Genomic DNA, 25222 nt, shown 5'->3' with positions numbered 1-25222 from the left:
ACCTGTAGGCTGGTGCGACGGACAAACAGGAGGTCCAGCCCATGACATTTGCCCATCGTTTCACCCTGGCCCATGGCGTGCAGGCGCTAGGTGTGTTGGCCGCACTGGCTGGCCTGGCGGTCTGGACGCCGCTGCTGCTCACCAGCGCCGAATCCCATACGCCCCAAGCCACGCCCCAAGCATTGGCGGCGCGCAGCGATAACCCGGCGCTGCAATGGTTTTCCAATGCGCCGACGGCGCTGCAGGTGAAGGTTACCGGCGTGCTGGCGGGCGCCCGTGGTGCGGTGGCGATCCTCAGTCTGAATGATGGCCCGCCGCGCAGTTTTCTGTTGGGTGAGCGCCTCAGCCCCGGCGTGCGGCTGACGGCCATCGAAGGCGATGGTGTGGAGATAGAACGCGGTGGCGAGAAGCTGCGCGTCAACCTCGACAAGCTGCCGCAGGGGCCTGCGTTGCCCATGCTCACTCGGCCATGACCTGGGTGTCCAGGCGGGCCAGTGGCGGCGCTTCGCGGCTGGCGTCGAGCACCTGCAGGTTGACCTGAAACAGGCGCCCATCGGCGTTGATGGTCTGCTCGCAACGCAGTTTCAAGCGGCCCTGGTCGCACTCGAAGGTTTTCTTGCCGCTGCGCAGGTGCCCCTCCAGGCGCAACTCCGCCAGGCGACTCTGCGCCGCCAGCAACGCGATCGACTTGTCGCGCAACAGGCCGTTGCTCTGGGCCATCAGCCCGGCCACGCGCACGGCGGCGGCCATGGCCACGGCGATGATCGCCAGCGCTACCAGCACCTCGATCAGGGTGAAACCTTGCTCCTTGCGTCGGCCGTACATGGCGCTCTCAAAGCCGGGAAACAGGCCCGCAGACTAGCGCCGGCAGTTGACCGATTGGCGACCGAAACTCCCGAGGATTTTCAATACGACTGACATGTGTTCTTGCAACACTGCGCCACGAATTGCACTCAAGCCAAGGAATGTCGAGATGGATATCGCGCGCCTAACGTCCCCATTGCCAGGCCCTCGCGGGCAGCGTGGCTTCACGTTGATCGAGATCATGGTGGTGGTGGTCATCCTCGGGATCCTGGCCGCGATGGTGGTGCCCAAGGTCCTTGATCGGCCGGACCAGGCACGGGCCACCGCAGCGAAGCAGGATATCGGCGGGTTGATGCAGGCGTTGAAACTCTATCGCCTGGACCACGGCACTTATCCGAGCATGAACCAGGGGTTGAAAGTACTGGTGGAACGCCCGGCGGATGCGAAGAACAACACCTGGCGCGCTTACCTGGAACGTCTGCCCAACGACCCTTGGGGCCACCCTTATCACTACCTCAACCCGGGCGCCAATGGCGAGGTAGATGTGTTCTCCCTCGGCGCCGACGGCCAGCCGGATGGCGACGGCGTGAATGCCGATATTGGCTCCTGGCAGTTGTAAGGCGCGCCATGAAACGGTATTCGCCCCCAGCGGCGAAGCAGCGCGGCATGGCGATTATCAGCGCGATGCTGATCGCTGCGGTGGTGGCTGTACTGGCTGGCGCCATGCTCACGCGCCAGACCGTGTTCACCCGTCGCCTGGAAGCCGAGCAGTTGCGCATCCAGGGCCAATGGTTGTTGCAGGGCGGCCTTGAGCGCAGCCGGCAGATGCTCTGGGACGCGCGCCAAAAAGACGTGCTGACCCGCCTCGATCAACCCTGGGCCCGTGCCCAAAGTGGCGTGTTTGAGGGGCGAATCGTGGACGAACAGGGCAAGTTCAACCTGCGCAACCTGGTCAATCGCGAGCAGGTGGACACCGAGCAGTTGCAGAGCTTCGAGCGGCTGTGTCGCCTGATCGGCGTCGACCCGGCGGTGAGCCGGCGCATCAGCCAGCGGGTGATCGCCTCTTATGTACCCCCCACCCAATACCCGATGCTGCGCAGCCTGGATGACTTGAGCGCGATCGAAGGTCTCGACCCTAACGTGTTGCAGCGCATGCAGGCGTACATCAGCGTGTTGCCGGGCCCTACCTGGGTCAACGGCAATACCGCCAGCGCCGAAGTGCTCAGCGCGGTGGTGCCACAGCTCAGCCTGTCCCAGGCCCATGGGCTGGTGGCCGAGCGTGACGGTGGGCACTGGTTTATCAACCGCGGGGATTTCGTCAACCGCCTGCGCTTGCCCCAAATCGAGGTGGATTCGGTGCAGGTGGGCATTACCAGTGAGTGGTTCCGCTTGCAGGGCCGGGCGCGCCGTGAGCAGCGGCGGGTGACGATTGATGCGTTGTTGCATCGGCCCGAAGACCGCGAGCCCCGCGTGATCTGGTCGCGGGTGGGTGTATGAAACGCTTGCGCATTGGCTTGCCGCCGCTGGATAAGCTGACCCTTGAGAGCCAGGTGAAATTTGCCTGGCTGGACCGTGGCGTGGTCGTTGAAGAGGGCTACGCAAGCTTGGCGCAGTTGGGCAAGGCCCGCCAGGCAGTGGAGTGTTTCCTGCACCCGCGCGACAGCTTGCTCACCAGCCTGGAGCTGCCACCGCTGCCGGCCGCGAAAACGGCGGACGCCGTAGCCTGCGCCGCGCAGGCATTGATCCTGGGCCCGGTGGGACAGATGCAGGTGGCCCACGGCCCGCGTGAAAGCGATGGGCGCGTGCAGGTGGCTTGGGTGTCCAAGGCCGCGCTGGAGCGGCTGGCGCAGGTGCAACTCAAGCTGCGCGGCGTGTACCCGGCGCCCTATGCCTTGCCGGTGGGCACTGCGGCGTTGGACGAAGGCTATCTGTTGACGCGTGACAGCCTGCAACAAGGCGCGGTGCACCCATTGGGTTTGCAGACGCTGGACGTGCGGCTGGTGGATGCGCAGCAACGTTGGAGTGGGCCAGTGCCCACATGGGGGTTGCACGGTCGCCTGCGCCAACCCTCGACGGCCGGATGGGGCAGGGCGCTGGCATGTGTGGCGCTGGCGACGGCCATCTGGACCGTCGGGCTCAACCTGTACGCCGCGCGCCAAGTGCATGAAGGTCAGCGACTCAAGGCCTTGATGAGCCAGCAGGTGCGCCAGGCATTTCCCGAATTGCCGGTGGTGCTCAACCCTTTGCAGCAGGCCCGTCAGCAATTGGCGGCGCGCCAGACCGGCGCGGCCTCAGACCCAGGGCAACGCTTCACCAGCCTCCTGCAACTGGCGGGCAGCAGCTTGCCGTTCATGGTCGGCAGCGTCGACAACCTGACCTTTGAACAAGGCCGCTTGCACGTGGAATTACTCGCCGACAGTCGTAACCCGACGGCTGAGGGGGAATGGCAGGCGGCGTTGGCCCAGGCCGGCTTCATAGCCACCCGCGATGACCATGCCTGGACCATTGGCCCGGCGCCGGCAGCGGAAAAGCCAGGTGCCGGCGATGAATAAAGTGCAGCGACTGCGCAGCCAGGCCCAGGTGTTCTGGCGCGGCCTGGCCCTGCGCGAAAAACGCATGCTCGGCGGCGCCGGCCTGGTCCTGGCGAGCCTGCTGACCTGGCTCGTGCTGGTGCAGCCCGCGTTGAAGAAGATCGACTACTGGCAGGCCGAAACGCCTAAGTTACGTGCCCAGGCCGCGGCCTTGCAGGTGTTGTTGCAGGACGTCGCTGCGCCTCGCCAGGGCGATGAAACCGCGTTGCGCCAAGCCCTCGATAGCGCCGGCCTGCAAGGCCATTACCAGTTGCAGGCGCTGGCCCCCGGCGGCTGGCGCCTTACCTTCGACAACGCCCCGGCCGATGCGGTGGTGGGCTGGCTGCTGGGCAATGCCCGTTCGTTTTCTCTGGAGGTGTCCGAGGCGCGTTTGCAGCGCGCCCTCGACCCCGTCGATAACTCGGCCGGCACTGTGTCCGGGACCGTTCGCATGGATCAGGCGCTTGGCGCTAAGGAAGCTTCATGAAGTGGTCAGTCCCCCCTTTTCGCATGGTCGCGCCGCTGCTGGTGCTGGCCCTGAGTGCGTGCAGCAGTCAGTCAACCACGCCGTTGCTGGTGGACAGTGAACTTGGCCAACCCTTGGCCGACACCCGCCGCAGCGGTGAGACGGTGTTGGATCGCCAACGTGAACCCGCCCCCCAACCGCCCGTCCAGCACCGGGTTACCAACAGCGCCCGCAGCCACGCCCCGGCGGTGGTCAAGGCACGCAACCCACTGGGCGACCAGCCGGTGCAGCTCAATTTTGTCGACGCCGATATCCAGGCGGTAGTGCGCGCGCTGTCCCGTGCGACGGGCCAGCAGTTCCTGGTCGACCCTCGTGTAAAGGGCAACCTCTCCCTGGTCAGCGAAGGTCAGGTGCCGGCGCACCAGGCCTACGACATGCTATTGGCGGCCCTGCGCATGCAGGGCTTCAGCGTGGTCGATGTGGGCGGCGTCGCCCAGGTGGTGCCCGAGGCCGATGCCAAGTTGCTCGGCGGGCCGATCTACACGGCCGGCAGCAGCGGCATGCAAACCCGTACCTTTCGCCTGCAATATGAAAACGCGGTGAACCTGATCCCGGTGCTGCGCCCCATCGTGTCGCCGAACAACCCGATCAATGCCTACCCAGGCAACAACAGCATCGTCATCACCGACTACGCGGAAAACCTCGCGCGTGTCGCGCAGATCATCAACGGCATCGACACCCCCAGCGCCATCGACACCGACGTGGTGAGGGTGCAGAACGGCATCGCTGTGGACATCGCCGCGATGGTCGCCGAGCTGCTGGAAACCCAGGGCGCCGACCAGACCCAGAAGATCAACGTGATCGGCGACCCGCGTTCCAACTCGATCATCATCCGTTCCGGCAGCCCGGAGCGCACGGAGCTGGCGCGCAACCTTATCTACAAACTCGACAACGCCCAGAGCAACCCGAGCAACATGCACGTGGTGTATTTACGCAACGCCCAGGCGGGCAAGCTGGCGCAGTCGCTGCGCGGGTTGCTGACCGGTGAAAGCGATTCCGGCGTCAGCGACGATGCCCGTGGCAAGCTCAGCGCCATGGGCGGCAATGGCAAAAACAGCCAAGGCACGAGCAATGCGCAAAACAGCAGTGGCACGCCTACGGGCAGCGGTGTGCAGTCGGGTTATGGCCAGTCCACCGGTTCGACCAGCAGCACTGGCACCAGCGGCACCCCCAATGATCAGGACACCGCGTTCAGCGCTGGCGGCGTGACCATTCAGGCAGACGCCACCACCAACACCTTGTTGATTTCCGCGCCGGACCCGCTGTACCGCAACCTGCGCGAAGTGATCGACATGCTCGACCAGCGCCGCGCCCAGGTGGTGATCGAAAGCCTGATCGTGGAAGTCGGCGAGGACGATGCGACTGAGTTTGGCGTGCAGTGGCAGGCCGGCAACCTCGGTGGCAAGGGTGGGTTTGGCGGGGTCAACTTGGGCGGCAGTGGTGTGAACAGTACGCCTACCAGCAAGACCAGCATCGACGTATTGCCCAAGGGGCTGAACGTGGGGTTGGTCAACGGCACCGTGGATATTCCCGGCATTGGCAAGGTGCTCGACCTCAAGGTGTTGGCCCGTGCATTGAAGAGCAAGGGCGGCACCAACGTGCTGTCCACGCCGAACCTGCTGACCCTGGACAACGAGGCGGCGAGCATTTTTGTGGGGCAGACGATTCCGTTTGTCACCGGCAGTTATGTGACCGGGGGCGGGGGCACCAGCAACAACCCGTTCCAGACCGTGCAGCGTGAAGAGGTGGGGCTCAAGTTGAATGTACGGCCGCAGATTTCCGAGGGCGGCACGGTGAAGCTGGATATTTACCAGGAAGTCAGCACCGTGGATGAGCGAGCTTCCGTGACGGCGGGGACGGTGACCAATAAACGCGCGATCGATACCAGTATTTTGTTGGATGACGGGCAGATCATGGTGCTCGGTGGGTTGCTGCAGGATGGGTATAGCCAGAGTAATGATGCGGTGCCGTGGTTGTCGGATATTCCGGGGTTGGGGGCGTTGTTTCGCAATGAGAAACGCAGTGTGAACAAGACCAACCTGATGGTGTTTTTACGACCTTACATTATTCGGGACAGTGGGGCGGGGCGCAGTATTACGTTGAACCGGTATGAGTTTATGCGCCGGGCGCAGGGGGGGGTACAGCCGGAGCGTAGCTGGGCGATGCCGGATGTGCAGGCGCCGCAGTTGCCTTCGGTGGAGAAGGCGATTCCTGGGATGCAGCAGCAGGGGCCTAGGGCGGTGATCAGGGCGGTGCCTAAGTGAGTGTACATATCCGTTGCTGCGGTCACGGCCGCTTAGGGTTCCGCTCTTACAGCGGGTCACTTTTGGCAAACGCCCCAAAAGTAACCAAAAGGTCTTCGCCCCACCACTCGGTGCCTCGCCTAGGCTCGGCATGCCCTCACTCCGGCTTTGGAGCGTGGGCCGCCGCGATGGGCCATCCTTGGCCCAGCGCGGCTAACCCGGCGTCCTGTCGGATTACGGGCACACCGAGCCTAGGCGAGGTGCCGAGTGTTGGGGTAAGAGCCCTTTGCTTACTTTGGGGCTTTTCCAAAGTGAGCCGCCGTAAGGGCGGAACCCTAATCAGCCGTTACCCAAATAATGGATATGTACACGCAAAAAAGGGGCTACCCCAATGAGCCTGCTCCCTTACGCCTGGGCCAAATCCCAACGCATCCTCCTGCGCCCCGGCGAGCAAGGCATGCTACTGACGGTGTGCCCCTCAACCCCCGGCTGGTCCATCAGCGAAGTCCACCGCCAGTTCGGCCAGGCCCATCTCGAACAGGTGCGCGACGACGAACTCGACGGCCTGCTCACCAGTGCCTATGCCGACACCGGCAGCGCCGCCGCCGTGGTGGGTGCCGCCGAAAACGAGGTCGACCTCGACCGCCTGATGCAAGACATGCCCGAAATCACCGACCTGCTCGACACCCAGGACGGCGCCCCAGTTATCCGCATGATCAACGCCTTGCTCACCCAGGCCGCGCGCGACGAGGCCAGCGATATTCATATCGAACCCTATGAGACCCATTCCGTGGTGCGCTACCGCGTCGACGGCACCCTGCGTGATGTGGTGTCGCCACGCAAGGCGTTGCATGGCGCGCTGGTATCGCGGATCAAGATCATGGCTCAGCTCGATATCGCCGAGAAACGCCTGCCCCAGGATGGCCGCATCGCGCTGCGTGTAGCGGGGCGGCCGATTGATATTCGGGTGTCGACGGTGCCCACCGGGCATGGCGAGCGCGTGGTGATGCGGCTGTTGGACAAACAGGCCGGGCGTTTGCAGTTGGAAACCCTGGGCATGGAGCCACAATTGCTCGCCCGCCTGGACACGTTGATCCGTCAGCCCCACGGCATCGTGCTGGTCACCGGGCCCACCGGCAGCGGCAAGACCACCAGCCTGTACGCTGCGCTGGCGCGGCTGGATGCGAGTACCAGCAATATCCTGACCGTGGAGGATCCGGTGGAATATGACTTGCCGGGCATCAGCCAGATCCAGGTTAACGCCAAGATCGACATGACCTTTGGCCTGGCCTTGCGCGCTATTCTGCGTCAGGACCCGGACATCATCATGATCGGCGAAATCCGTGACTTGGAGACTGCGCAAATCGCCGTGCAGGCTTCGCTCACCGGCCACTTGGTGCTCGCCACCTTGCACACCAACGACGCGGTGTCGGCGGTCAATCGCTTAATCGACATGGGCGTGGAGCCGTTCTTGTTGGCGTCGTCCTTGTTGGGCGTTTTGGCCCAGCGACTGGTGCGCCGTCTGTGCCCGCATTGCAAGCAGGAAGACCCGGCTGCGCCCGGCACGTGGCGTCCGGTGGGCTGCGCACAGTGCAACCAGATCGGCTACAGCGGCCGTACCGGTATCCATGAATTGTTTTGCGTCGATGACGATGTGCGCAGCCTGATCCACCAGGGCGCCAACGAACAGGACCTGCGCCTGGCCGCGCGCCGTGCCGGGATGTTCAGCATGCGTGAAGACGGCGAACGTTGGGTGCGCAGCGGCGCCACCGCGCCCGAAGAAATCCTGCGCGTGACACGGGACGCCTGATGAATCGCTATCGCTACGAGGCCGCCGATGCCAGCGGCAAAGTCGAGGCCGGGCATGTGGAGGCCGACAGCCAGAGTGCGGCCTTTGCCAATTTGCGCAGCCGCGGTTTGACCGCGTTGCGGGTGCAGATCGAAGGTGGTCAACCAGCAGCGGTGGGCAGCAGCCTGTTCACTGCCAAACTCTCAGACAATGATTTGGCCTGGGCCACGCGGCAACTGGCGAGCCTGCTGGGCGCCAGTCTACCGTTGGAGGCGGCGTTGAGCGCCACGGTGGAGCAGGCCGAGAAAAAACACATCGCCCAGACCCTCGCCGGTGTGCGCGCCGATGTGCGTGGCGGCATGCGCCTGGCGGAGGCGTTGGCGGCGCGGCCACGGGATTTTCCTTCGATTTACCGCGCGCTGATCGCGGCGGGGGAGGAGTCCGGCGACCTGGCCCAGGTGATGGAGCGCCTCGCCGACTACATCGAGGAGCGCAACAACCTGCGCGGCAAGATCCTCACTGCGTTCATCTACCCAGGCGTGGTGGGGTTGGTGTCGATTGGCATCGTGATTTTTTTGCTGAGCTACGTGGTGCCCCAGGTGGTCAGCGCGTTTTCCCAGGCGCGCCAGGACCTGCCGGGGCTGACCCTGGCGATGCTCAACGCCAGTGACTTTATCCGTGCCTGGGGTTGGCTGTGTTTCGCCGGGATCGTCGGCGGTTTCTGGAGTTGGCGCCTGTATTTACGCAACCCGGTGGCGCGTTTGAATTGGCATAGCCGCGTCTTGCGCCTGCCGCTGATCGGGCGCTTTGTGCTGGGCCTGAACACCGCGCGGTTTGCCTCGACCCTGGCCATTCTCGGCGGTGCCGGCGTGCCGTTGCTACGGGCCTTGGAGGCGGCGCGGCAGACCCTGTCCAATGACCGCTTGAGCCAGTGCGTCAACGACGCCACCGCCAAAGTGCGCGAAGGCGTCAACCTGGCCCCGGCGCTGGCGGTGGAAAAGGTGTTCCCGCCGGTGCTGATCCACCTGATCGCCAGCGGCGAAAAAACCGGCTCGCTGCCGCCGATGCTCGAGCGCGCGGCGCAGACCCTGTCGCGGGATATCGAACGCCGCGCCATGGGCATGACCGCGCTGCTGGAACCGCTGATGATCGTGGTGATGGGCGCCGTGGTGCTGGTGATCGTCATGGCGGTCCTGTTGCCGATCATCGAGATCAACCAGCTGGTCACCTGACTGACGAAACCCGAAGCAAATGAACTGCGCCCATTCAGTTGGTTTGCCGACATCCTGGCCGCCACGCCCAACCTCGGGTTCCTCATTCCGTCACATCCCACCCCCCTCGACACACGCCACACCGCCTCCAGCAACCCCGCACTGAAACCTCGCTGTCACCTGCCCCGAAACCGCTCGAAACCACGACCAAAACACCCGAGAATCTTTTTAAAATCAAGGCGTTCCTCCCGAGGTTTTTTCCCACAGCTGTCATCGGAAACTGCGACTTTCTCTCCATGGTTTTCACCCCCGGCCACCCCCGAAACATAGGTTGGGACCGAAGCCATGGCGTCATGCAAGAGCCATCTACCCCAACGTACAAACACGACGAAAGGAGCTTTTTCATGTTTAAGCGCAACGTTCTCGCGGTATCCATGACCCTCGCTGCACTGTGCTCTGCACAGGCTGCATTCGCTGACATCAACGGCGGCGGCGCAACTCTGCCACAGCCGCTGTATCAAACCGCTGGCGTACTCACCACTGGCTTCGCTCCGTACATCGGCGTGGGCAGCGGCAACGGCAAGTCGGCTTTCCTGAACAATGACTACACCAAGTTCGTGGCTGGCGTGACTAACAAGAACGTGCACTGGGCGGGTAGCGATTCGAAGCTGAGCGCGACTGAACTGTCGACCTATGCTTCCACCAAGCAACCTACCTGGGGCAAGCTGATCCAGGTGCCTTCGGTGGCCACTTCGGTTGCCATTCCGTTCAACAAGGCCGGCACCAACGCCGTCAACCTGAGCGTTAACCAACTGTGTGGCGTGTTCTCCGGTCGTTTGACCACCTGGAACGAGATCACCAACTCTGGCCGCACTGGCCCGATTGCCCTGGTGTATCGCAGCGAGTCCAGCGGCACCACTGAGCTGTTCACGCGCTTCCTGAATGCCAAATGCACCGAAGCCTTGCCTTTCGCAGTGACTACCACTTTCTCCTCCAGCTACGGCGGTGGTCTGCCATCGACGGCTGTGGCCGCCACTGGCAGCCAGGGCGTGATGGATGCACTGAACGCCGTAGAAGGCCGTATCACCTACATGAGCCCGGATTACGCGGCGACCACCCTGGCCGGTCTGGATGACGCTACCAAAGTGGCCAAGGTTGGCGGTGTTTCCCCTGCGCCTGCCAACGTGTCGACTGCGATTGGCCTGATTCCAGCGCCAACCGAAGCCCGCGCGGATGGCTCGTTCATCGACGCTACCAACCCGGACAACTGGGTACCGGTGTTTGCTGCCACTGCAAGCGGCCCAGCCACCTTCGCTTACCCATCCAGCGGCTACCCGATCCTGGGCTTCACTAACCTGATCTTCAGCCAGTGCTACGCCGACGCCACCCAGACCACCCAAGTGCGCGGCTTCTTCGCCCGTCACTACGGTGCTTTCGGTAACAACGACACCGCGATCAGCAACAACCGCTTCGTACCGCTGCCAGCCAACTGGAAAAAAGCCGTGCGTGACACCTTCGCCACCGCTTCCAACGCTCAAGGCATCGGCAACACCAGCGTCTGCAACGCCATCGGTCGTCCGCTGTAACCCACGCTTCAACGACCCGCAACACCGATCAGCAACGGCCTGTGCCGTTGCTGATTTATTTTCGTTAACAGCCCTGCGTGAACTTTCCATGACAGAAGTTCAGTCCCGCGCCTCGCCAACCGCCTAACCCTCATACGTGAGCCTGTCTTGGCCCCAGTGCGATAACAAAGAAGGAAGATTCCAGATGGTTCGCTGCAAATCACCGGTTAACGTCAAAACCCCCGTGACAGTCCTGCGCCTCAAGCCTTTGGCCCAGGCCATTGCCTTGTTGATGGTGGCCGGTAATGCCCAGGCGGCCACGGCGTTCAGTTCCGGCTGGTTTGCCGACAAGGGCGCGTCTCAGGCAAGCACGGCAGCGCGCACCGGTGCCGGCCAAGTCCCGGGGATTCCTTCGCTGAACCAGCAGGCGCAGGTCAAGCAGCAGTTGGCGCGTTCCATCAGCACATTGAACACCAGTGTCGCGGCGATTGCGGCCCAGCAGGCGGCGCAAGCGGCGGGGCGCCAGGCGGCGTTCGGCCAGGTCTCGAATATCCCCGATGGCTTGGGCAAGGGCGGCCTGCAGGTCGATAACAGCCTGACCCAGGGCTGGACCAACGCCAAGGGGCCCACCCAGAGCCAATCCGGCGGCAAGACCACGGTGACCATCGAGCAGACCGCTGACAAGGCGATCCTCAACTGGGAAACCTTCAACGTCGGGCGCAATACCACTGTCGATTTTCAGCAGCAGTCCAACTGGGCCGTGCTCAACCGCGTCAATGACCCCAATGCGCGCCCCAGCGAAATTCAGGGCCAGATCAACGGCGCCGGCACCGTGATGATCATGAACCGTAACGGTGTGGTCTTCAGCGGCACCAGCCAGGTCAATGTGCGTAACCTGGTGGCGGCCGCCGCGACCATCACGGATGACCAGTTCACCCAGCGCGGCCTGTATGTCGACACCAATGGCACCCAACCCACGTTCACCGATGCGGCGGGCAAGGTGGAAGTACAGCGCGGCGCGCTGATCCAGACGCACACTGCCGCGACCTCCACGGACTCAGGCGGCTATGCCTTGTTGCTGGGCAGCGAGGTGGAAAACGCCGGGACCATCATCACTGCCAAGGGCCAGACCACCCTGGCGGCTGGCGACAGCTTTTACATTCGCAAAGGCGTCGGCACGGCGGGCAACGACCGTTCCACCACCCGTGGCAATGAAGTGGCGACCAGCCTCAAGGCTGTCAGCACCTCTGGCAAAGTCACCCACAGCGGCCTGATCATGGCCTCCACTGGCGACATCACCCTGACCGGCCATCAGGTGCAGCAAAATGGCGTGGCCCTGGCCAGCACCTCGGTGGATACACGCGGCACGATTCACTTGCTCAACGCCGCCAGCGACACCAGCGGCAGCGTGACCCTGGGTGAGGGCAGCACCACCGCGATCCTGCTCGACGCCAGTGGCAGCAAGGCCCTCAACAGCCAGAAAGACAATGGCCTGATCAAGCTCGACGGCACGCCCGCCAACCTGATCACCGGGCAGTTCAACAACCTCAGTGCGGTGGTTGACCGCACCGACCAGTCGCGCATCGAGATTGTCAGCGGCGGCACTGTGGACTTCCAAAAGGGCTCGATCACGTTGGCCACCGGCGGCCAGGTCGCGGTCAGCGCCGGGCAGCGCAGCCTGGTGCGCGATGGCGCGATGATCGATGTGTCGGGTGCCATCGGCGTCAAGGTGGCGATGGAAGCCAACAACATCAAGATCAACGTACAGGGCAACGAGCAGCGCGATGCGCCGGTCAACCGCGACGGCGGGCAACTGATCAACAATGACGTGTGGGTCGACCTGCGCGAGTTGGTGTTTGTACCGGCCGGCACCAACGGCTACGCCACCGACCGTTGGTACACCGCCGGCGGCTTGCTGGAAGTAGGCGGCTACCTGGGCACCCAGGGCCACACGGTGGGCGAGTGGATGGCCCAAGGCGGCACTGTGACCTTTACCGGCAAGGAGGTGGTGACCCAACAGGGCGCGCAGATCAACCTGTCGGGCGGTGCCGTGGATGTGCAGGCCGGTTACATTCAGCAGACCTGGCTCAAGGGCCCGAATGGCCGCTTGTATGAATTGTCGAAAGCGCCGGGGGACATTCTCTATTCCGGGTTCTACAAGGGCTATGAAGACAACAGCGCGCGCTGGGGCCAGACCGAGTATTACTACAACCCGCTGATCGCTCCCCAGCGTCGCTACGAAGCCGGTTACACCGTGGGCCGCGATGCCGGCAAGCTGGTCATCGGCACCGCCAGCGCAGTGCTGGAAGGCCAGGTGATCAGTGACGTGTTCCAGGGGGATCGCCAGACCCAGGCACCGAACATCAACCTCGACGGTTACCAGCAATCCCAGAAAGCCAGGGCCCAGCGTGCGCAACTGATCATTGGCCAATACATTCCGATCTACAACAAAACCACCGGCACGCTGCGTTATGCCCTCAGTGGTACCTCCGACCAAGTGCTGATCGACAGCAACACCCAGGCAATCGCCGACGGCCTGGACCTCGGCAGCGTGCTGCCGCTTGATCGCCAGGGCAAGATCCTGCTAGACAGCGATCAGCTCAATGGCTACCAGTTGGGCGCGGTCAAGGTCGCTGCCAAGCAACAGGTGACCGTCAATGGCGCGCTCAGTGTGGCGGACGGTGGCGATATCACCGTGTTCGGGTCGGGTGTGCAGATTAATGCCAACCTCACGGCCCACGGCGGCAGTATCAACGCCGGCAACATTCTCAGCCAGGTCGATCGGCTCAAGGCCGGTGAGGTGGCGGATACGATCCTGGCCGGTGGTTCGAGTGTGAACGTCGCCGCCGGCGTCAAGCTGGACACCAGCGGCCGCTGGAACAACCTGGCGCTGGACCCGACTTCCAGCGCGGGTGTGGCGTACGTGAACGGTGGCAAGGTGTCGGTGCGCAGTTCCAGCAACGTGAACCTGGCCGCCGGCAGTGTCGTGGATACGTCTTCCGGGGCCACCCTTGGCGTGGATGGCAAGCTCACTGGCGGCAAGGGCGGGAACGTAACCCTGGGCGCGCTCGGTGCCCTGGCCCTGGAGGGTGATATTCGCGGCTATGGCGTCAACGGCGGCGGCACCCTGGCGTTGCAGGCGCATAAGGTGCAGATCGGTGAAAGTGCCAATGCGCTTGGCAGCGACACCCTGAAACTGGCGGGTGATTTCTTCAAAAAGGGCTTCTCGGCCTACGACATCACCGGCAATGAAGGGCTGATCGTCACGGACGGTACTCAGGTGGACGTCAGCCTGCCGGTTTACCGGTTAGGTGCCCAAGCCTCGGGTACGCCCACCGGTAGCGATCCTGCCAGCGTACTGGAGCGCTGGACGCCGCCGTTGTACCAGGAAGACGCTGCCAAAGGCGTGCTGACCCAACGCCGGGGCGCGGGCTTGAGCCTTACCGCCGGCCATGTCAATGCCACCGCCGCGCAACTGGCGACCACGGCGCTCACCGTGGGTCAGGGCGCAGTGATCAACGTGGATCCCGGCCAAGCGATCAACCTGCGCAGCGTCGGGCAATTGACGATGGACGGCACGCTCAATGCCTGGGGCGGCAGTGTGGGCCTGGGCGGCTTGACGACGGCTGCCTCGGAAGCGGTGAACGCCATCGGCCATGGCCGCTCAATCTGGGTTGGCGAGCAGGCGGTGATCGACGTCGCGGCACGCGCGGCGACGGCGGTGGACAACCGTGGGCGCACCTATGGCTTGGTGCGTGACGGCGGCAGCATCAATATTGGCGGCACCTTCGACTTGAACACTGGCCTGGCCAAGGCCAGTGACTTGTTCGTGGTGGTGCGTAACGGCGCGCGCCTGGAGGCCTCCGGCACCCAAGCCCTCATAAACGTGCCGGGGCAGGGCGCCGTGCAAGCGGCCAGCAATGGCGGCAGTATTACGCTGGCGTCGAATAATGGCCTGTACCTGGACGGTAGTTTTGTCGCCAGGGCCGGTGGTGCCGGTGCGGCAGGCGGCAGTCTCAACCTGGCGTTGGACACCCCGTATTACCAGAAAGCGTCCGTCACCGACCGCGTCCTCAAAGTACGTGAACTGGTGCTGGGGCAGACAAGTCAGCCGACGACGCTGGCCGGCACTGCTGAAGACGCTGCCGCCAGCCTGGAGTACGGGCATGCTCGGTTGGGCGTTGACCAAGTCAGTGCGGGCGGTTTCGTTAACCTGGCGCTGTTGAGCAACGGCCTGTTGAGCTTTGATGGCGACGTAACCTTGAACATGGGCCAGAGCCTGCGCCTGTACAGCCGTGGCTACGGCCTCAGCGATAACGCAGCGGGCAACTCGCGCATCAACCTTGCGGCGCCGCACCTGCTGTTGGCGGGTTTCCTCGCGCCTGAAGAGACGGGCAAGGATTTGTATGTGCGACCGATACCGGTGCTGCCGGCCCCGTCCCAGCGGGCCACCGAGGCACAATTCAATGCATCCGGCAGCCTGATTGAGGTACGCGGCAATGTCATCTTTGGTAACCGTAGCCACCTGTTCAGGGCGGACAACAGCCAGGCCAGCCTTGAGCGTCGCGGGTTCGATCAGGTCAACCTGACCAGCCAGGGCGACCTGCGTTTTCTCGCCGGTGCGGCCGAGAACGACATCATTACCGGTGTCAGCACGCAGTTGCTGACCCAGGGCGATATGACCTTGCGCGCCGCGCAGCTGTACCCGACCACTGAAGTCAGTGCTCGCGTCATCGCCGGTTACCGTGGGCAGTCGACCACCACTTCCCTTGACCTGGATTTCGATCCGTTGCGTACGCTGACCATCGGCCGCGTGGGCAACGCCGATGCGCCTGTCCCGTATTCGGCGTTTGGCCGGCTGCAACTGGGCGCGGCGACGGTGCGCCAGGGTGGCGTGGTGCGCGCACCCCTGGGGTTGATCGATATCGGCAGCATGGGCAGCAGCGTGGTGCAACTGCTGCCTGGCAGCCTGACCTCGGTGAGTGGCAAGGGCCTGGTGCTGCCCTATGGCGGAACGCTGGACGGCCAGGTCTATAAGTACAACGGCAAGACTGTGAAATTTATCGGTCAGGGAGGTGTGGCCCCACGTGAAACTGACCTGAGTGTCGGGGTCATTCTGGGGGGCAAGTCGATCAGCGTGTTGCCGGACGCCACCCTGGACTTGTCCGGCGGAGGCGATTTGTTGGGTGCCGGCTTTGTGTCCGGGCGCGGTGGTTCCACGGATGCGCGCTACAGCCCGTTGGTGCAATTTGGCGCCACTGGCGGGTTCGTGCTGCCGGGACTGTCCACCAACCCGATCTATGCCATTGTGCCGGGGATACAGCCGGGCGCCGCGCCGGTCGCAGCAGAGGGCGGGGCCGTAACGCCGTTGGTCGGCCAGCAAGTCACCATCGGCGCCGGTGTGCCGGGGTTGCCGGCGGGTACCTACACGCTGATGCCGTCGACCTACGCGTTGATGCCAGGCGCGTTCCGCGTCGAGATCAATGGCCTGGCCGGATTGGGCAGCGGCACCGCAACCACCTTGATGCGCAACGGCTCGTGGGCCACTGCCGGGCAGCTGTCGATCGCCCATACCGGGATCAGCAACAGCGTAGCCAGCCAATTGATCCTGACCTCGGCCGATACCTTGCGGCGCTACTCCCAATACAACGAAACCAGTTACGCCCAGTTCGCCAGGGCCGATGCGGCGAGGTTGGGTGTGCCACGGCCGATGCTGGAGGCCGACGCGAAAACCTTGAAGCTGGCCCTGCGTCCGGGAGGCGGCGCCGAGGCCTTCTCGTTCCAAGGTATTGGGCGCTTTGGCGCCGCATCGGGAGGGTATGGCGGCACGGTGGCCGTGATCGACCGGAGTATGCAAGGGATCGAAGTGGTCGGCGCCGGGCAGGCAGCAACCGCCGGGTTCGCTGGCATCACCTTTAACGCCGATAGCCTGAATGCGTTGGGTGCTTCGCGGCTGATGGTGGGTGGGATGACGGCTGTGGCGTACGGCCAGTCCGGGAACTTCATTTCCCTGGCGGGCGGGGTCAATCGCGCCAATAGCAACGTGATCTTGCGCAATGGCGCAACCCTGGCTGCACCGGAAGTGTTCCTGGTGAGTGACACCGGCTCGATCGTCGTGGAGCAGGGTGCTTCCATCAATACCCTGGGGCGCGGTAATGCCAGCTACGATGCCCGCGACGGCTATATCTACCAGGTGGCCAACATGCTGGCGGTGTCCAATGGCCTGCTCAATGTGATCAGTGCGCCCAAGGTGGGCAGTGTGATCAGCCAGGGCATCAACATCGGTGCCTGCAGCAGTGGTGTGTGCAGTGGCCAGACCGGGCTGTACTCCAACGGTAGCATCGTGGCCCTGACCGACAGCACCTTTCAGCTCGGCGACCAGGTGCGTTACGGCACCCGTCATTTGAACCTGGGCGTGAACACCATCAACCTGGGCAGCGCGGACGCCCTGGCCGCAGCGGCGGCGGCCAATCGCTTGCCGGCTGGGCTGACGCTCAGCCAGGCGCTGCTTGATCAATTGCTGCGCGGCGATACGCAGTTCGGCGCACCGGCCTTGGAAACCCTGCAGCTCTCGGCCCGCGACGGGTTCAATTTCTACGGCAATGCGGTACTCGACACCTATGACCCGCTCACCGGCAAATCGCTGCTGAGCAACCTGATGCTGTCCACCCCGGCCCTGTACGGCGCCGGTGGCGCCAACGACGTGGCGACAATCCACACCGCCAACCTGATCTGGCTGGGCGCGATCACGGCGCCGGGCGCGGTGGTGGCGGGGGGAGCGGGCACCGGCAGCGGGCGCCTGGAGGTCAACGCCGAGCGGATCGAGTTCGGTTATGGCGCCTTTGGCCAGCCGAGCAACGTGAAAAGCTTCGACCGCCTGGCGCTGGGCTTTGCCAACGTCAGTCTGAACGCCAGCGAGCGCATCACGGCCAACCATAAGGGCAGCCTGTCGGTGTACCAGAGCCAGGGCGCCTATGACCCGATCAGCGGCTTTCAGTACAGCGGCGGCAACCTGACTATCCGCACGCCACTGATGACCGGTGAAGCCGGCTCGGTGAACGTGATCAAGGCGGGCGGTGCGATCGACATCGGCGCGTCCGCCGGCCCGCGTGGCACGGCCAGCGGCCAGGGTGCCGAACTGTCCCTGCAGGGCGACAGCATTCGGCTGGCCAGTGCGGTGGTGTTGCCCAGCGGCAAAGTCAGCCTCAGCGCCCGTGGTGATGTGGTGTTGACCGATGACGCGTTGATCGACGTGGCCGGTCGCGCCATTCCCTTCAACGACGTGACCCAATACGGTTGGGGCGGCGATGTGCTGTTGGACAGCCGCAGCGGCAATATCCTGCAGGCGGCGGGTTCGACCATCGACCTGTCCGCGAAGAACAACCAGGCCGGCAAACTGCGCGCCGTGGCAACAGACGCGGCCGGGGGCATCGTCGACCTGCAAGGCAAAATCCTCGGCAGCAGCAGCGGCCGCTACCTGGCCGGCGGCACTTCAATGCCGTACCAGGCCGGCACCGTGGAAATCCAGGCGCAACGCCTGGGCAGCAGCGGCGCCCTCGACCAACAGTTCGCCGACCTCAACCAGCGCCTCAACCAGGGCGAAGTGTTCGGCGCGCGCAGCTTCCAGCTCAAGCAGGGTGACCTGACCATCGGCAACGGGCTCAAGGCCGGCACCATCAGCGTGTCGGTGGACAATGGCAGCCTGCGCGTCAATGGCCTGGTGGACGCCAGCGGTGAGCGGGTCGGCAGCATCAACCTGGCCGGCAAAAATGGCCTGACCCTGGACAGCACGGCAGTGCTCGACGCCCATAGCAGCAAGCTGCGCGTGGACAGTTACGGCAAGATCATCGACGCGCCGAACCGCGCCATGGTGGTATTGGGTTCCGGCACCGGCCAACTGACCCTGGCCGATGGCGTGCGCATCGACCTGCGCCACGGCACCGACGGCACGGCCGGCAACGATGGGCGCAATCGCGGCACCCTGGAGCTGAACGCGCCACGGTTGTTCAACCCGGACGGCAGCAGCAATGACATCAATATCGATGCCAGCGGGCGCCTGACTATCCAGGGCGCGCGCTCGATTACCCTCAACGGCATGGCCACCTACGACGATGCCCCGGAGAAAACCGACCCGACCGCCAGCGGCAGACCGTATCAGGAGATCACCCAGGGCTACCTGGATGGCAAGCACGCCTTGAGCGAGGCTTTTATCAATGCCGCGCTGCTCAATAACGATCTGTTGCAAAACAAACTCGCCGGGTTGAACAACGCCACGTATGCCGATGCCTTCCACCTGCGCCCAGGCGTGGAAATCGTCAGCAAAACCCTGGACGGCGACCTGGTGGTGCAAGGCGATCTGGACCTGTCCGGCTACCGCTATGCCAGCCTCAACCCCAACAGCCAGAAGAACAACGCGGTGTATGGCAGCGGCGAGTCCGGCAGCCTGACCCTGCGTGCCGGCGGCGACCTGAATATCTACGGCAGCATCAACGACGGTTTCGCCAAGCCGCCAGTGTCCGAGGATGACAAAGGCTGGGTGCTGTTGCCGGGTGTCGATTTCAGTGGTGGGACTATCGTGGTGCCGGGCAATGGCGTGACCTTGGCCGACGGCACTGCCTTCCCGGCGGGCGCCACGCTTAACTACGACTTGCCGATCAAAGGCTTGACAGTGGCTGCCGACACGCGCTTGCCGGTGGCCGCGACCTTGGACCAGGACCTGGTGCTGCCCGCCGGCAGGGTGTTGTCGGCGGATGTGCGCGATGCCGGCGGTAACCTGCTGTTTGCCGCCGGCACCTTGCTCAGCCAGGCGCAAACCCTGGTGGCGGGCACACAACTGGGGGCCGGCACGTTGTTGACGGAGGGCACGCGCCTGCAAGCCATGATCTGGCCCAAAGGCGTGCCGCTGCCCACCGTGCACGGCGCAACGCTGAGCAATAACATCGTCTTGCTCAGCGGCACCAAAGCCTTGCCGAAGGGCGGACTGATCCCCGCAGGCACCGATGTGAAACTGCCCAACGGGGCGACGTCGGTGCAACTGCGCGTCGGGGTTTCCGGCGCCGCCGGCCAGGTGTGGGCGATCTCGCCGATGCTGGCCGAAGGCACTCAATCGTGGTCGTTGCGCCTGGTGGCGGGCGCCGACACCGAGGCGGCTGACAGCCGTATCCTGCAAGCCCACCCGCGCAGTGGTGACATCCACTTGGCGGATAACCACTACGGCATGTTTGCCAAGGAAATTCCGGCAAAAGGCGTGCAAACCTGGACCGCCCAGGCAGTCATTGATATGGGCTTTGCCGGTGTGGTCGTCAAGGAGGGCGAACCGATTGATCAGGCGGTACTCGATGGCTTCGGGCTGGGTTCAATCGAGGACTTCTGTGCCGCATCGCCGGAGTACTGTAAGCCCAAGGTCACCTATGTATTCACCCAGTACGCTGTTGATCAGTTGGCAAGTCAAGGCATCACTGTGGTCGTCAATACCGAGATGACCGATGCGTTTTTCCAGAGCATTGAATACCCGACTGTGGCTGAGGTGTGTGGCAGTGCGCCTGAGTTCTGCCTGTTGAAGGCGGACAAGGAATACGCCGCCACCCCTTCCAGCACGCGATTCAGCGTCATCCGCACTGGCACCGGCGACCTGGAATTGTTGAGTGCGGGCAGCCTGAGCATGGATTCGTTGTACGGCGTCTACACGGCCGGCACCTCGTCGACCGGCACCTTTGCCGGCGACCCTTATAACCTGCCCAAGGCGACGCCGACAGGCGCTGACCCGTCCAGTAAAACGGTGCTGAGCGACCCCGGCAGCTTCTTTGAACAGTTCGTCAATGGCTCGCCGACCAGCCTGTATCGGGCCTGGTACCCGGAGGCAGGGGGCAACCTGACGCTGAATGTCGGAGGGGACCTGACCGGTCATATCACCAGCCTCACCGCGTTGAGCCCCACGCGCCCCAACCCCAAGGATGCCGGGGTGGACTCCGCTGCCGTCGGCAATTGGTTATGGCGCCAGGGCAGTAGCGATGTGGCGACGGGCGGGCAAGCTCAGCCGACGGCCTGGTGGATCAATTTCGGCAGCTACACCGCAACGACGGCGGCGGACAAGATGCTCGGCTTTACCGGCTTCGGTGCCCTTGGCGGCGGGAACGTGGATGTCAACGTCAGCGGTGATGCCGGCGTGTTGAACACACTGGGCTACAGCACCAGTCATGTCGAGGCTAACCCGCATAGCCAGGGCTTGGTGCTGGCTGTGGGCAGCACGGGCCGGGTCGCCAGCGATGGCAGCCTGCAACTGACCGGTGGCGGCGACCTGCGCGTGCGCATCGGTGGGGCACTGAACCCGGCCAGCGTTGCCGACACCGCTGACCATCGTGATGGTGTACTGGTCAACCTGCGAGGTGACGTGCAATTACGCAGTGCTACCGTGGGCAGTGTCGACGTGATGTATGGCAGTAGCGCCAACTTCCAGAGCCCCGGCGAAACCCGTGCCTACGACCCACTGGTCGCGACCCGTGGGGCGGCTCGCGGCGGAATGACCCTGGTGCCGGGCGATGCTACGTTCAATCTGCAAACCCTGGGTGACCTGGTGGTGCAGAACGTCGAAGACCCGGGGCGAGTCGTACTCTCCCACCTGTCCCCCTTCGCTCAAGGGGCTGAACAGGGCACCGGTACCAGTTGGTTCACACTGTGGACCAAGGGTACGTCGATCGACCTGTTTTCCCTGGGCGGCAACCTCACGCCCTTCAGCCGATCCGACGCGACGGCCGATTTGGCGGTGGTCTATCCATCGATCGTCAGGGCTACGGCAGCCGGCGGCAGTCTGTATTACGGTAAAGCGGCGCAGACGCAGGTGAATGGCGACGACAACTACAGTTACCCACTGCTGTTGGCGCCCGGCGAAAACGGCCAGTTGCAGTTCCTGGCCCAGGATTCGATCTACGCCGGCGGCATGACCGTCAGCCAATCCGGGACGGCGCAAAGTACTCTGGCAACGCCTTGGCATCCGGCGTATCAGGGTCGCATCGGTAACACGGTGAAGGCCAGCAACCTGTCGGTTAACGGTAACTCGGGCAGCCAGCCGTTGTTTGTGTACGGGCCGGGGACGGCCACGCTGTCTCCCGGTGGCAGTGCTGAACCCGCACGTTTTTACGCGATAGACGGGGATCTGGTCGGCGTCAGCAGTGGCCGCGTGATTGCCTTCAGTGCAGCGGCGGGCAGCTTGCATGAAGGCCAGACCTGGTATGAGGGCAATGGACCGGTCTGGATGATGGCTGGACGCGATATCGTCAGCAGCGGTCGCCGCTTCGGTCAGGAGTCGACTGCTGTTGTGGACATACGCACCCAGGACAACCTGATCCTTCACAACAACCTCAACGACATCTCCGTGGTGTCCGCCGGCCGCGACATTCTGTACAGCAACTTCCAGGTCGCCGGGCCCGGCCTGCTGGAACTGTCGGCGGGGCGCAATATCCTCCTGACCGGTTCCGGGGCGTTGGGCGAGTCCAGCGTGACCAGCCTCGGGCCCCTGTTGGCCGGGGACAACCGTCCTGGGGCGAGCATCGTCATGCAGGCGGGCGTCGGTCCCCATGGGCCGGATTACCGGCGCTTCGTCGAGGCGTACCTGGACCCCGCCAACCTGGCGCAGCCTGGCGAGTCGATTCAAGGCAATAAGGTCGCCAAGACGTACGAAAACGAGCTGGTCACCTGGCTCGCCGAGCGCTTCGGTTTTGTCGGCGATACCGAGCAGGCACGCGCCTACTACGCGGCGCTGCCCGCCGAGCAGCAACGCGTGTTTGCCCGCGACCTGTACTTTGCCGAACTCAAGGCCGCAGGGCGCGAGTACAACACCGACGGCAGCGTGCGCCAAGGCAGCTACCTGCGTGGCCGCGCCGCTATTGCGGCGCTGTTCCCGGACAAGGACGTGGCCGGCAACCCGATTACCTACAAAGGCGACATCACACTGTTCGGCGGCTCGGGCGTGCACACCAACTTTGGTGGTTCGATCCAGATGCTCACCCCAGGCGGCCGCCAGACCTTCGGCATCGAAGGCGAGGCGCCCCCGTCGACGGCGGGCGTGATTACCCAAGGTGCCGGTGATATCCAGCTGTACTCCATGGGCAGCATCCTGCTTGGCCAGAGCCGCATCATGACCACCTTCGGCGGTTCGATCATGGGGTGGACCAGCGAGGGCGACATCAACGCCGGTCGCGGGTCCAAGACCACCGTGGTGTATACGCCGCCCAAGCGTGTCTATGACAACTGGGGCAACGTCGGCCTGTCGCCGTCGGTGCCGAGCACGGGCGCGGGGATCGCGACCTTGAACCCGATTCCGGAAGTGCCGGCGGGGGACATCGACCTGATCGCACCGTTGGGCACCATCGACGCAGGGGAGGCGGGGATTCGCGTATCCGGCAACGTCAACATCGCCGCGTTGCGCGTGGTGAACGCGGCGAATATCCAGAGCCAGGGCAAGTCGTCCGGGGTGCCGGTGTCGGCCACGGTCAACACGGGAGCCATGAGCTCGGCCAGCGCGGCGGGGGCAGCGGCATCGCAGGCGGCGGAAGACGCGGCGCGCAGCCAGCAGGCGGCGGCCAAGCAGGGCCGGCCTTCGATCATGACGGTGGAAGTATTGAGCCTGGGCAGCGAGCCGTTGCCGCGTGAACCGGAACCGCAGCAGAAAAACTCTGCCTACAACCCCAACAGCCCGGTTCAGGTGCTGGGCGCGGGGCCGCTGAGCGAACAGGCGCGGGCGCGGTTGACGGATGAGGAGCGCAAGCAGATCAGTTTGTAAGGCTTAGGAAAGGACCTCTCGATGTACCGTTCGGGGCGATCAATGATCGCCCCTTTTTTTCGGGCGTTTCTCGGTCGGCTGTGGGGCCGGCCTCCCTCTGAGGGTCAGGCCTGCAACACCCGCCTAATGATCATCCTTGAGGGTCTTGAACGCCTCGATGCGTTTGATCAGGCGAGTGTTCTTCGCGGAGTCGGCGCTGCCGAACAGGAAGGAGAAGTCCGACGCCAATTTGGAACCACCGGCAATGGCCGCGTACTGGTGGCAGTCGTTGCAGTTCTCTGTCTGCACATAGGTTTCCAGGGTGGTATTGGCGACGGCAACACTTTGATCGCTGACAAACGGCCCATAGGACAGCGGCGTCTTCACGTTCGGCCCAGGGCCTGGATCGTTAGGTGCGTTGGGCGTTTTAGACCACAGCACGTTCACCAGTTTGTAGTACTGGAACACTGATTGGCCCTGGGTCTGCTGGGCAAAGGTCTGCTGCACCGCCGTGTTTAACGCTTGCATGTCCTCAGGCGTGGCATTGGCCCGTGTGGCCTGTACCGGTTGGTTAAATGGCGTGCAGTTGGGCGGAGTGTGGGTGGCGTCACATTGCACGCGGGCGACGTTGGGTGTGCAGGCATCACCGGTGCAGGCCGGGTTGTTGAAGCTGTAGCCCTGCGGCGGTGTAGCGCCGCCGTCAGGCACGTTGTCGACCTGCTCGAACGTGGTCCAGATGAAGTTCGGCTGGGTCTGGGTCTTGTTGATGATATGCAGGCCCACCAGACCCACGACTTCCTGGGTGCATTGCAGCGTGTCAGGGCGTTGCAGCCAGGCGACGGTTGTCAGGTAGCGTGCGTACAGCTCGGGTTTGTGGGTGAGGACGCGCCAGGCCGCCTTGAGTTCCAGGGCGCCCAATTCTTCCTGGGGCAGCGCCTTGGCCGGCAGCTCACGCACCAGCTTGCCCGCAGGCAACGACAGGCCGGCGGGGTGTCGGTTGTCGCTGTTCTGCGCCACGATCAATTGATTGGCGGCGTCGTACAAGCCGTTATTGACGATGTAGTCGAACTCGGCCTTGCCGACCTTGCGCTCGAAAAACACCAGGTTGCCCGACTGGTCCGTCAGCCAGCCGCCGGCGGCTTCCATGATCGAATCGGGCAGGGTCACCTGGGTGCCGCTGGACAGGTGGAAGCGGTGCTTGCGGTTGATCGCGCTTTCCGACGTGGCGGTAATGAATTTGCGCGCGCCGGTGGAGAGCGCTTTCAGGTTGCCGGTGGCGGTGCAATTGGACGGCACCAGGGTTTCCACGCCCCAGCCGGTCGGTTTGGGTGCACCGGGCAGGAAAATGTCGTTGGCGTCCTTGTAGCTGGCCCACACCGGCGCGTTGCTCATCGGCTTGCCGGGCGTTTGCGGCACGCCGAACTGTGCAGCGCTGCTTTGCGTGTCTGGCTCGCCCGCCAGGGTCGGGTCGGCCGGCCAGCCGGGATTGACCGGCCAGTTCATGGCGATGAACAGTTGCCAGCCGAAACAATTGAGAAAGTCCTGCTCGGTGCCGAAATTGTTCACCGGCAGGAAGCCCCCACTTGCGGGGTCGAACACCAGTTGCTGGACGCAGGTCTGCGCGTCCGAAGCGCTGGCCGGTGGCGGCGCCACCAGTGACAGCAGGGCGCCGGCCAGTAACGAGAAAACATTCAAGCGAGCCCGACACAGCGGGCGAGGCCATCCGTACATGATCGCATTCCTTGCTCAAGGCTTAA

At 63.9% G+C, this 25222-nt stretch carries 12 protein-coding genes; 10 read left to right on the top strand and 2 right to left on the bottom strand.

Features of this window, described 5'->3' with window-relative positions:
- Positions 1 to 41 precede the first annotated feature (41 nt).
- Positions 42 to 473, top strand: coding sequence for a type II secretion system protein N (locus AACY08_RS06830; RefSeq protein WP_065889397.1), 432 nt, complete (start codon positions 42 to 44; stop codon positions 471 to 473).
- Here AACY08_RS06830 and gspI read toward each other — a convergent pair.
- Positions 460 to 825 carry a type II secretion system minor pseudopilin GspI gene (gene gspI, locus AACY08_RS06825; RefSeq protein WP_049708806.1) on the bottom strand — a complete coding sequence of 122 codons (366 nt, stop codon included), beginning with the start codon at positions 823 to 825 and terminating at the stop codon, positions 460 to 462. The genes AACY08_RS06830 and gspI overlap by 14 nt on opposite strands.
- Before the next feature lie 148 nt (positions 826 to 973).
- On the opposite strand from gspI, the gene gspG reads away from it, so the two are divergent.
- From gspG to AACY08_RS06780, 9 genes are all read left to right on the top strand, one after another.
- The gene (gene gspG, locus AACY08_RS06820; protein ID WP_339419759.1) at positions 974 to 1423 is read left to right on the top strand and encodes a type II secretion system major pseudopilin GspG; all 450 of its coding nucleotides are present in this window, start codon (positions 974 to 976) and stop codon (positions 1421 to 1423) included.
- 8 nt (positions 1424 to 1431) lie between these two features.
- The gene (gspK, locus tag AACY08_RS06815) at positions 1432 to 2301 is read left to right on the top strand and encodes a type II secretion system minor pseudopilin GspK (RefSeq protein ID WP_339468726.1); all 870 of its coding nucleotides are present in this window, start codon (positions 1432 to 1434) and stop codon (positions 2299 to 2301) included.
- Positions 2298 to 3356 carry a type II secretion system protein GspL gene (gene gspL / locus AACY08_RS06810; RefSeq protein ID WP_339468725.1) on the top strand — a complete coding sequence of 353 codons (1059 nt, stop codon included), beginning with the start codon at positions 2298 to 2300 and terminating at the stop codon, positions 3354 to 3356. The genes gspK and gspL overlap by 4 nt, the downstream gene beginning before the upstream one ends.
- Positions 3349 to 3861: a type II secretion system protein GspM gene (gene gspM / locus AACY08_RS06805; RefSeq protein ID WP_339468724.1), complete on the top strand. Its 513-nt coding sequence runs from the start codon at positions 3349 to 3351 to the stop codon at positions 3859 to 3861. The genes gspL and gspM overlap by 8 nt, the downstream gene beginning before the upstream one ends.
- Positions 3858 to 6164 (top strand): type II secretion system secretin GspD, encoded by a 2307-nt coding sequence (gene gspD, locus AACY08_RS06800; protein WP_339468723.1) that lies wholly within the window; start codon positions 3858 to 3860, stop codon positions 6162 to 6164. The genes gspM and gspD overlap by 4 nt, the downstream gene beginning before the upstream one ends.
- 370 nt (positions 6165 to 6534) lie before the next feature.
- The gene (gene gspE / locus AACY08_RS06795) at positions 6535 to 7953 is read left to right on the top strand and encodes a type II secretion system ATPase GspE (RefSeq protein ID WP_339419767.1); all 1419 of its coding nucleotides are present in this window, start codon (positions 6535 to 6537) and stop codon (positions 7951 to 7953) included.
- The gene (gene gspF, locus AACY08_RS06790) at positions 7953 to 9164 is read left to right on the top strand and encodes a type II secretion system inner membrane protein GspF (RefSeq protein WP_339468722.1); all 1212 of its coding nucleotides are present in this window, start codon (positions 7953 to 7955) and stop codon (positions 9162 to 9164) included. Before gspE ends, gspF begins: the two co-directional genes overlap by 1 nt.
- A 383-nt stretch (positions 9165 to 9547) precedes the next feature.
- Positions 9548 to 10729 (top strand): substrate-binding domain-containing protein, encoded by a 1182-nt coding sequence (locus AACY08_RS06785; RefSeq protein WP_339419770.1) that lies wholly within the window; start codon positions 9548 to 9550, stop codon positions 10727 to 10729.
- Positions 10730 to 10913: 184 nt separating this feature from the next.
- Positions 10914 to 23486: a filamentous hemagglutinin family protein gene (locus AACY08_RS06780; RefSeq protein WP_339468721.1), complete on the top strand. Its 12573-nt coding sequence runs from the start codon at positions 10914 to 10916 to the stop codon at positions 23484 to 23486.
- Positions 23487 to 23609: 123 nt separating this feature from the next.
- Here AACY08_RS06780 and AACY08_RS06775 read toward each other — a convergent pair whose 3' ends face one another.
- The gene (locus tag AACY08_RS06775) at positions 23610 to 25196 is read right to left on the bottom strand and encodes a hypothetical protein (protein ID WP_339468720.1); all 1587 of its coding nucleotides are present in this window, start codon (positions 25194 to 25196) and stop codon (positions 23610 to 23612) included.
- Positions 25197 to 25222: the final 26 nt, after the last annotated feature.

It is taken from the genome of Pseudomonas sp. EL_65y_Pfl1_R83, assembly GCF_963970695.1.
GTDB lineage: Bacteria > Pseudomonadota > Gammaproteobacteria > Pseudomonadales > Pseudomonadaceae > Aquipseudomonas > Aquipseudomonas tritici.
This window is presented reverse-complemented; position numbering and strand designations above follow the sequence as displayed.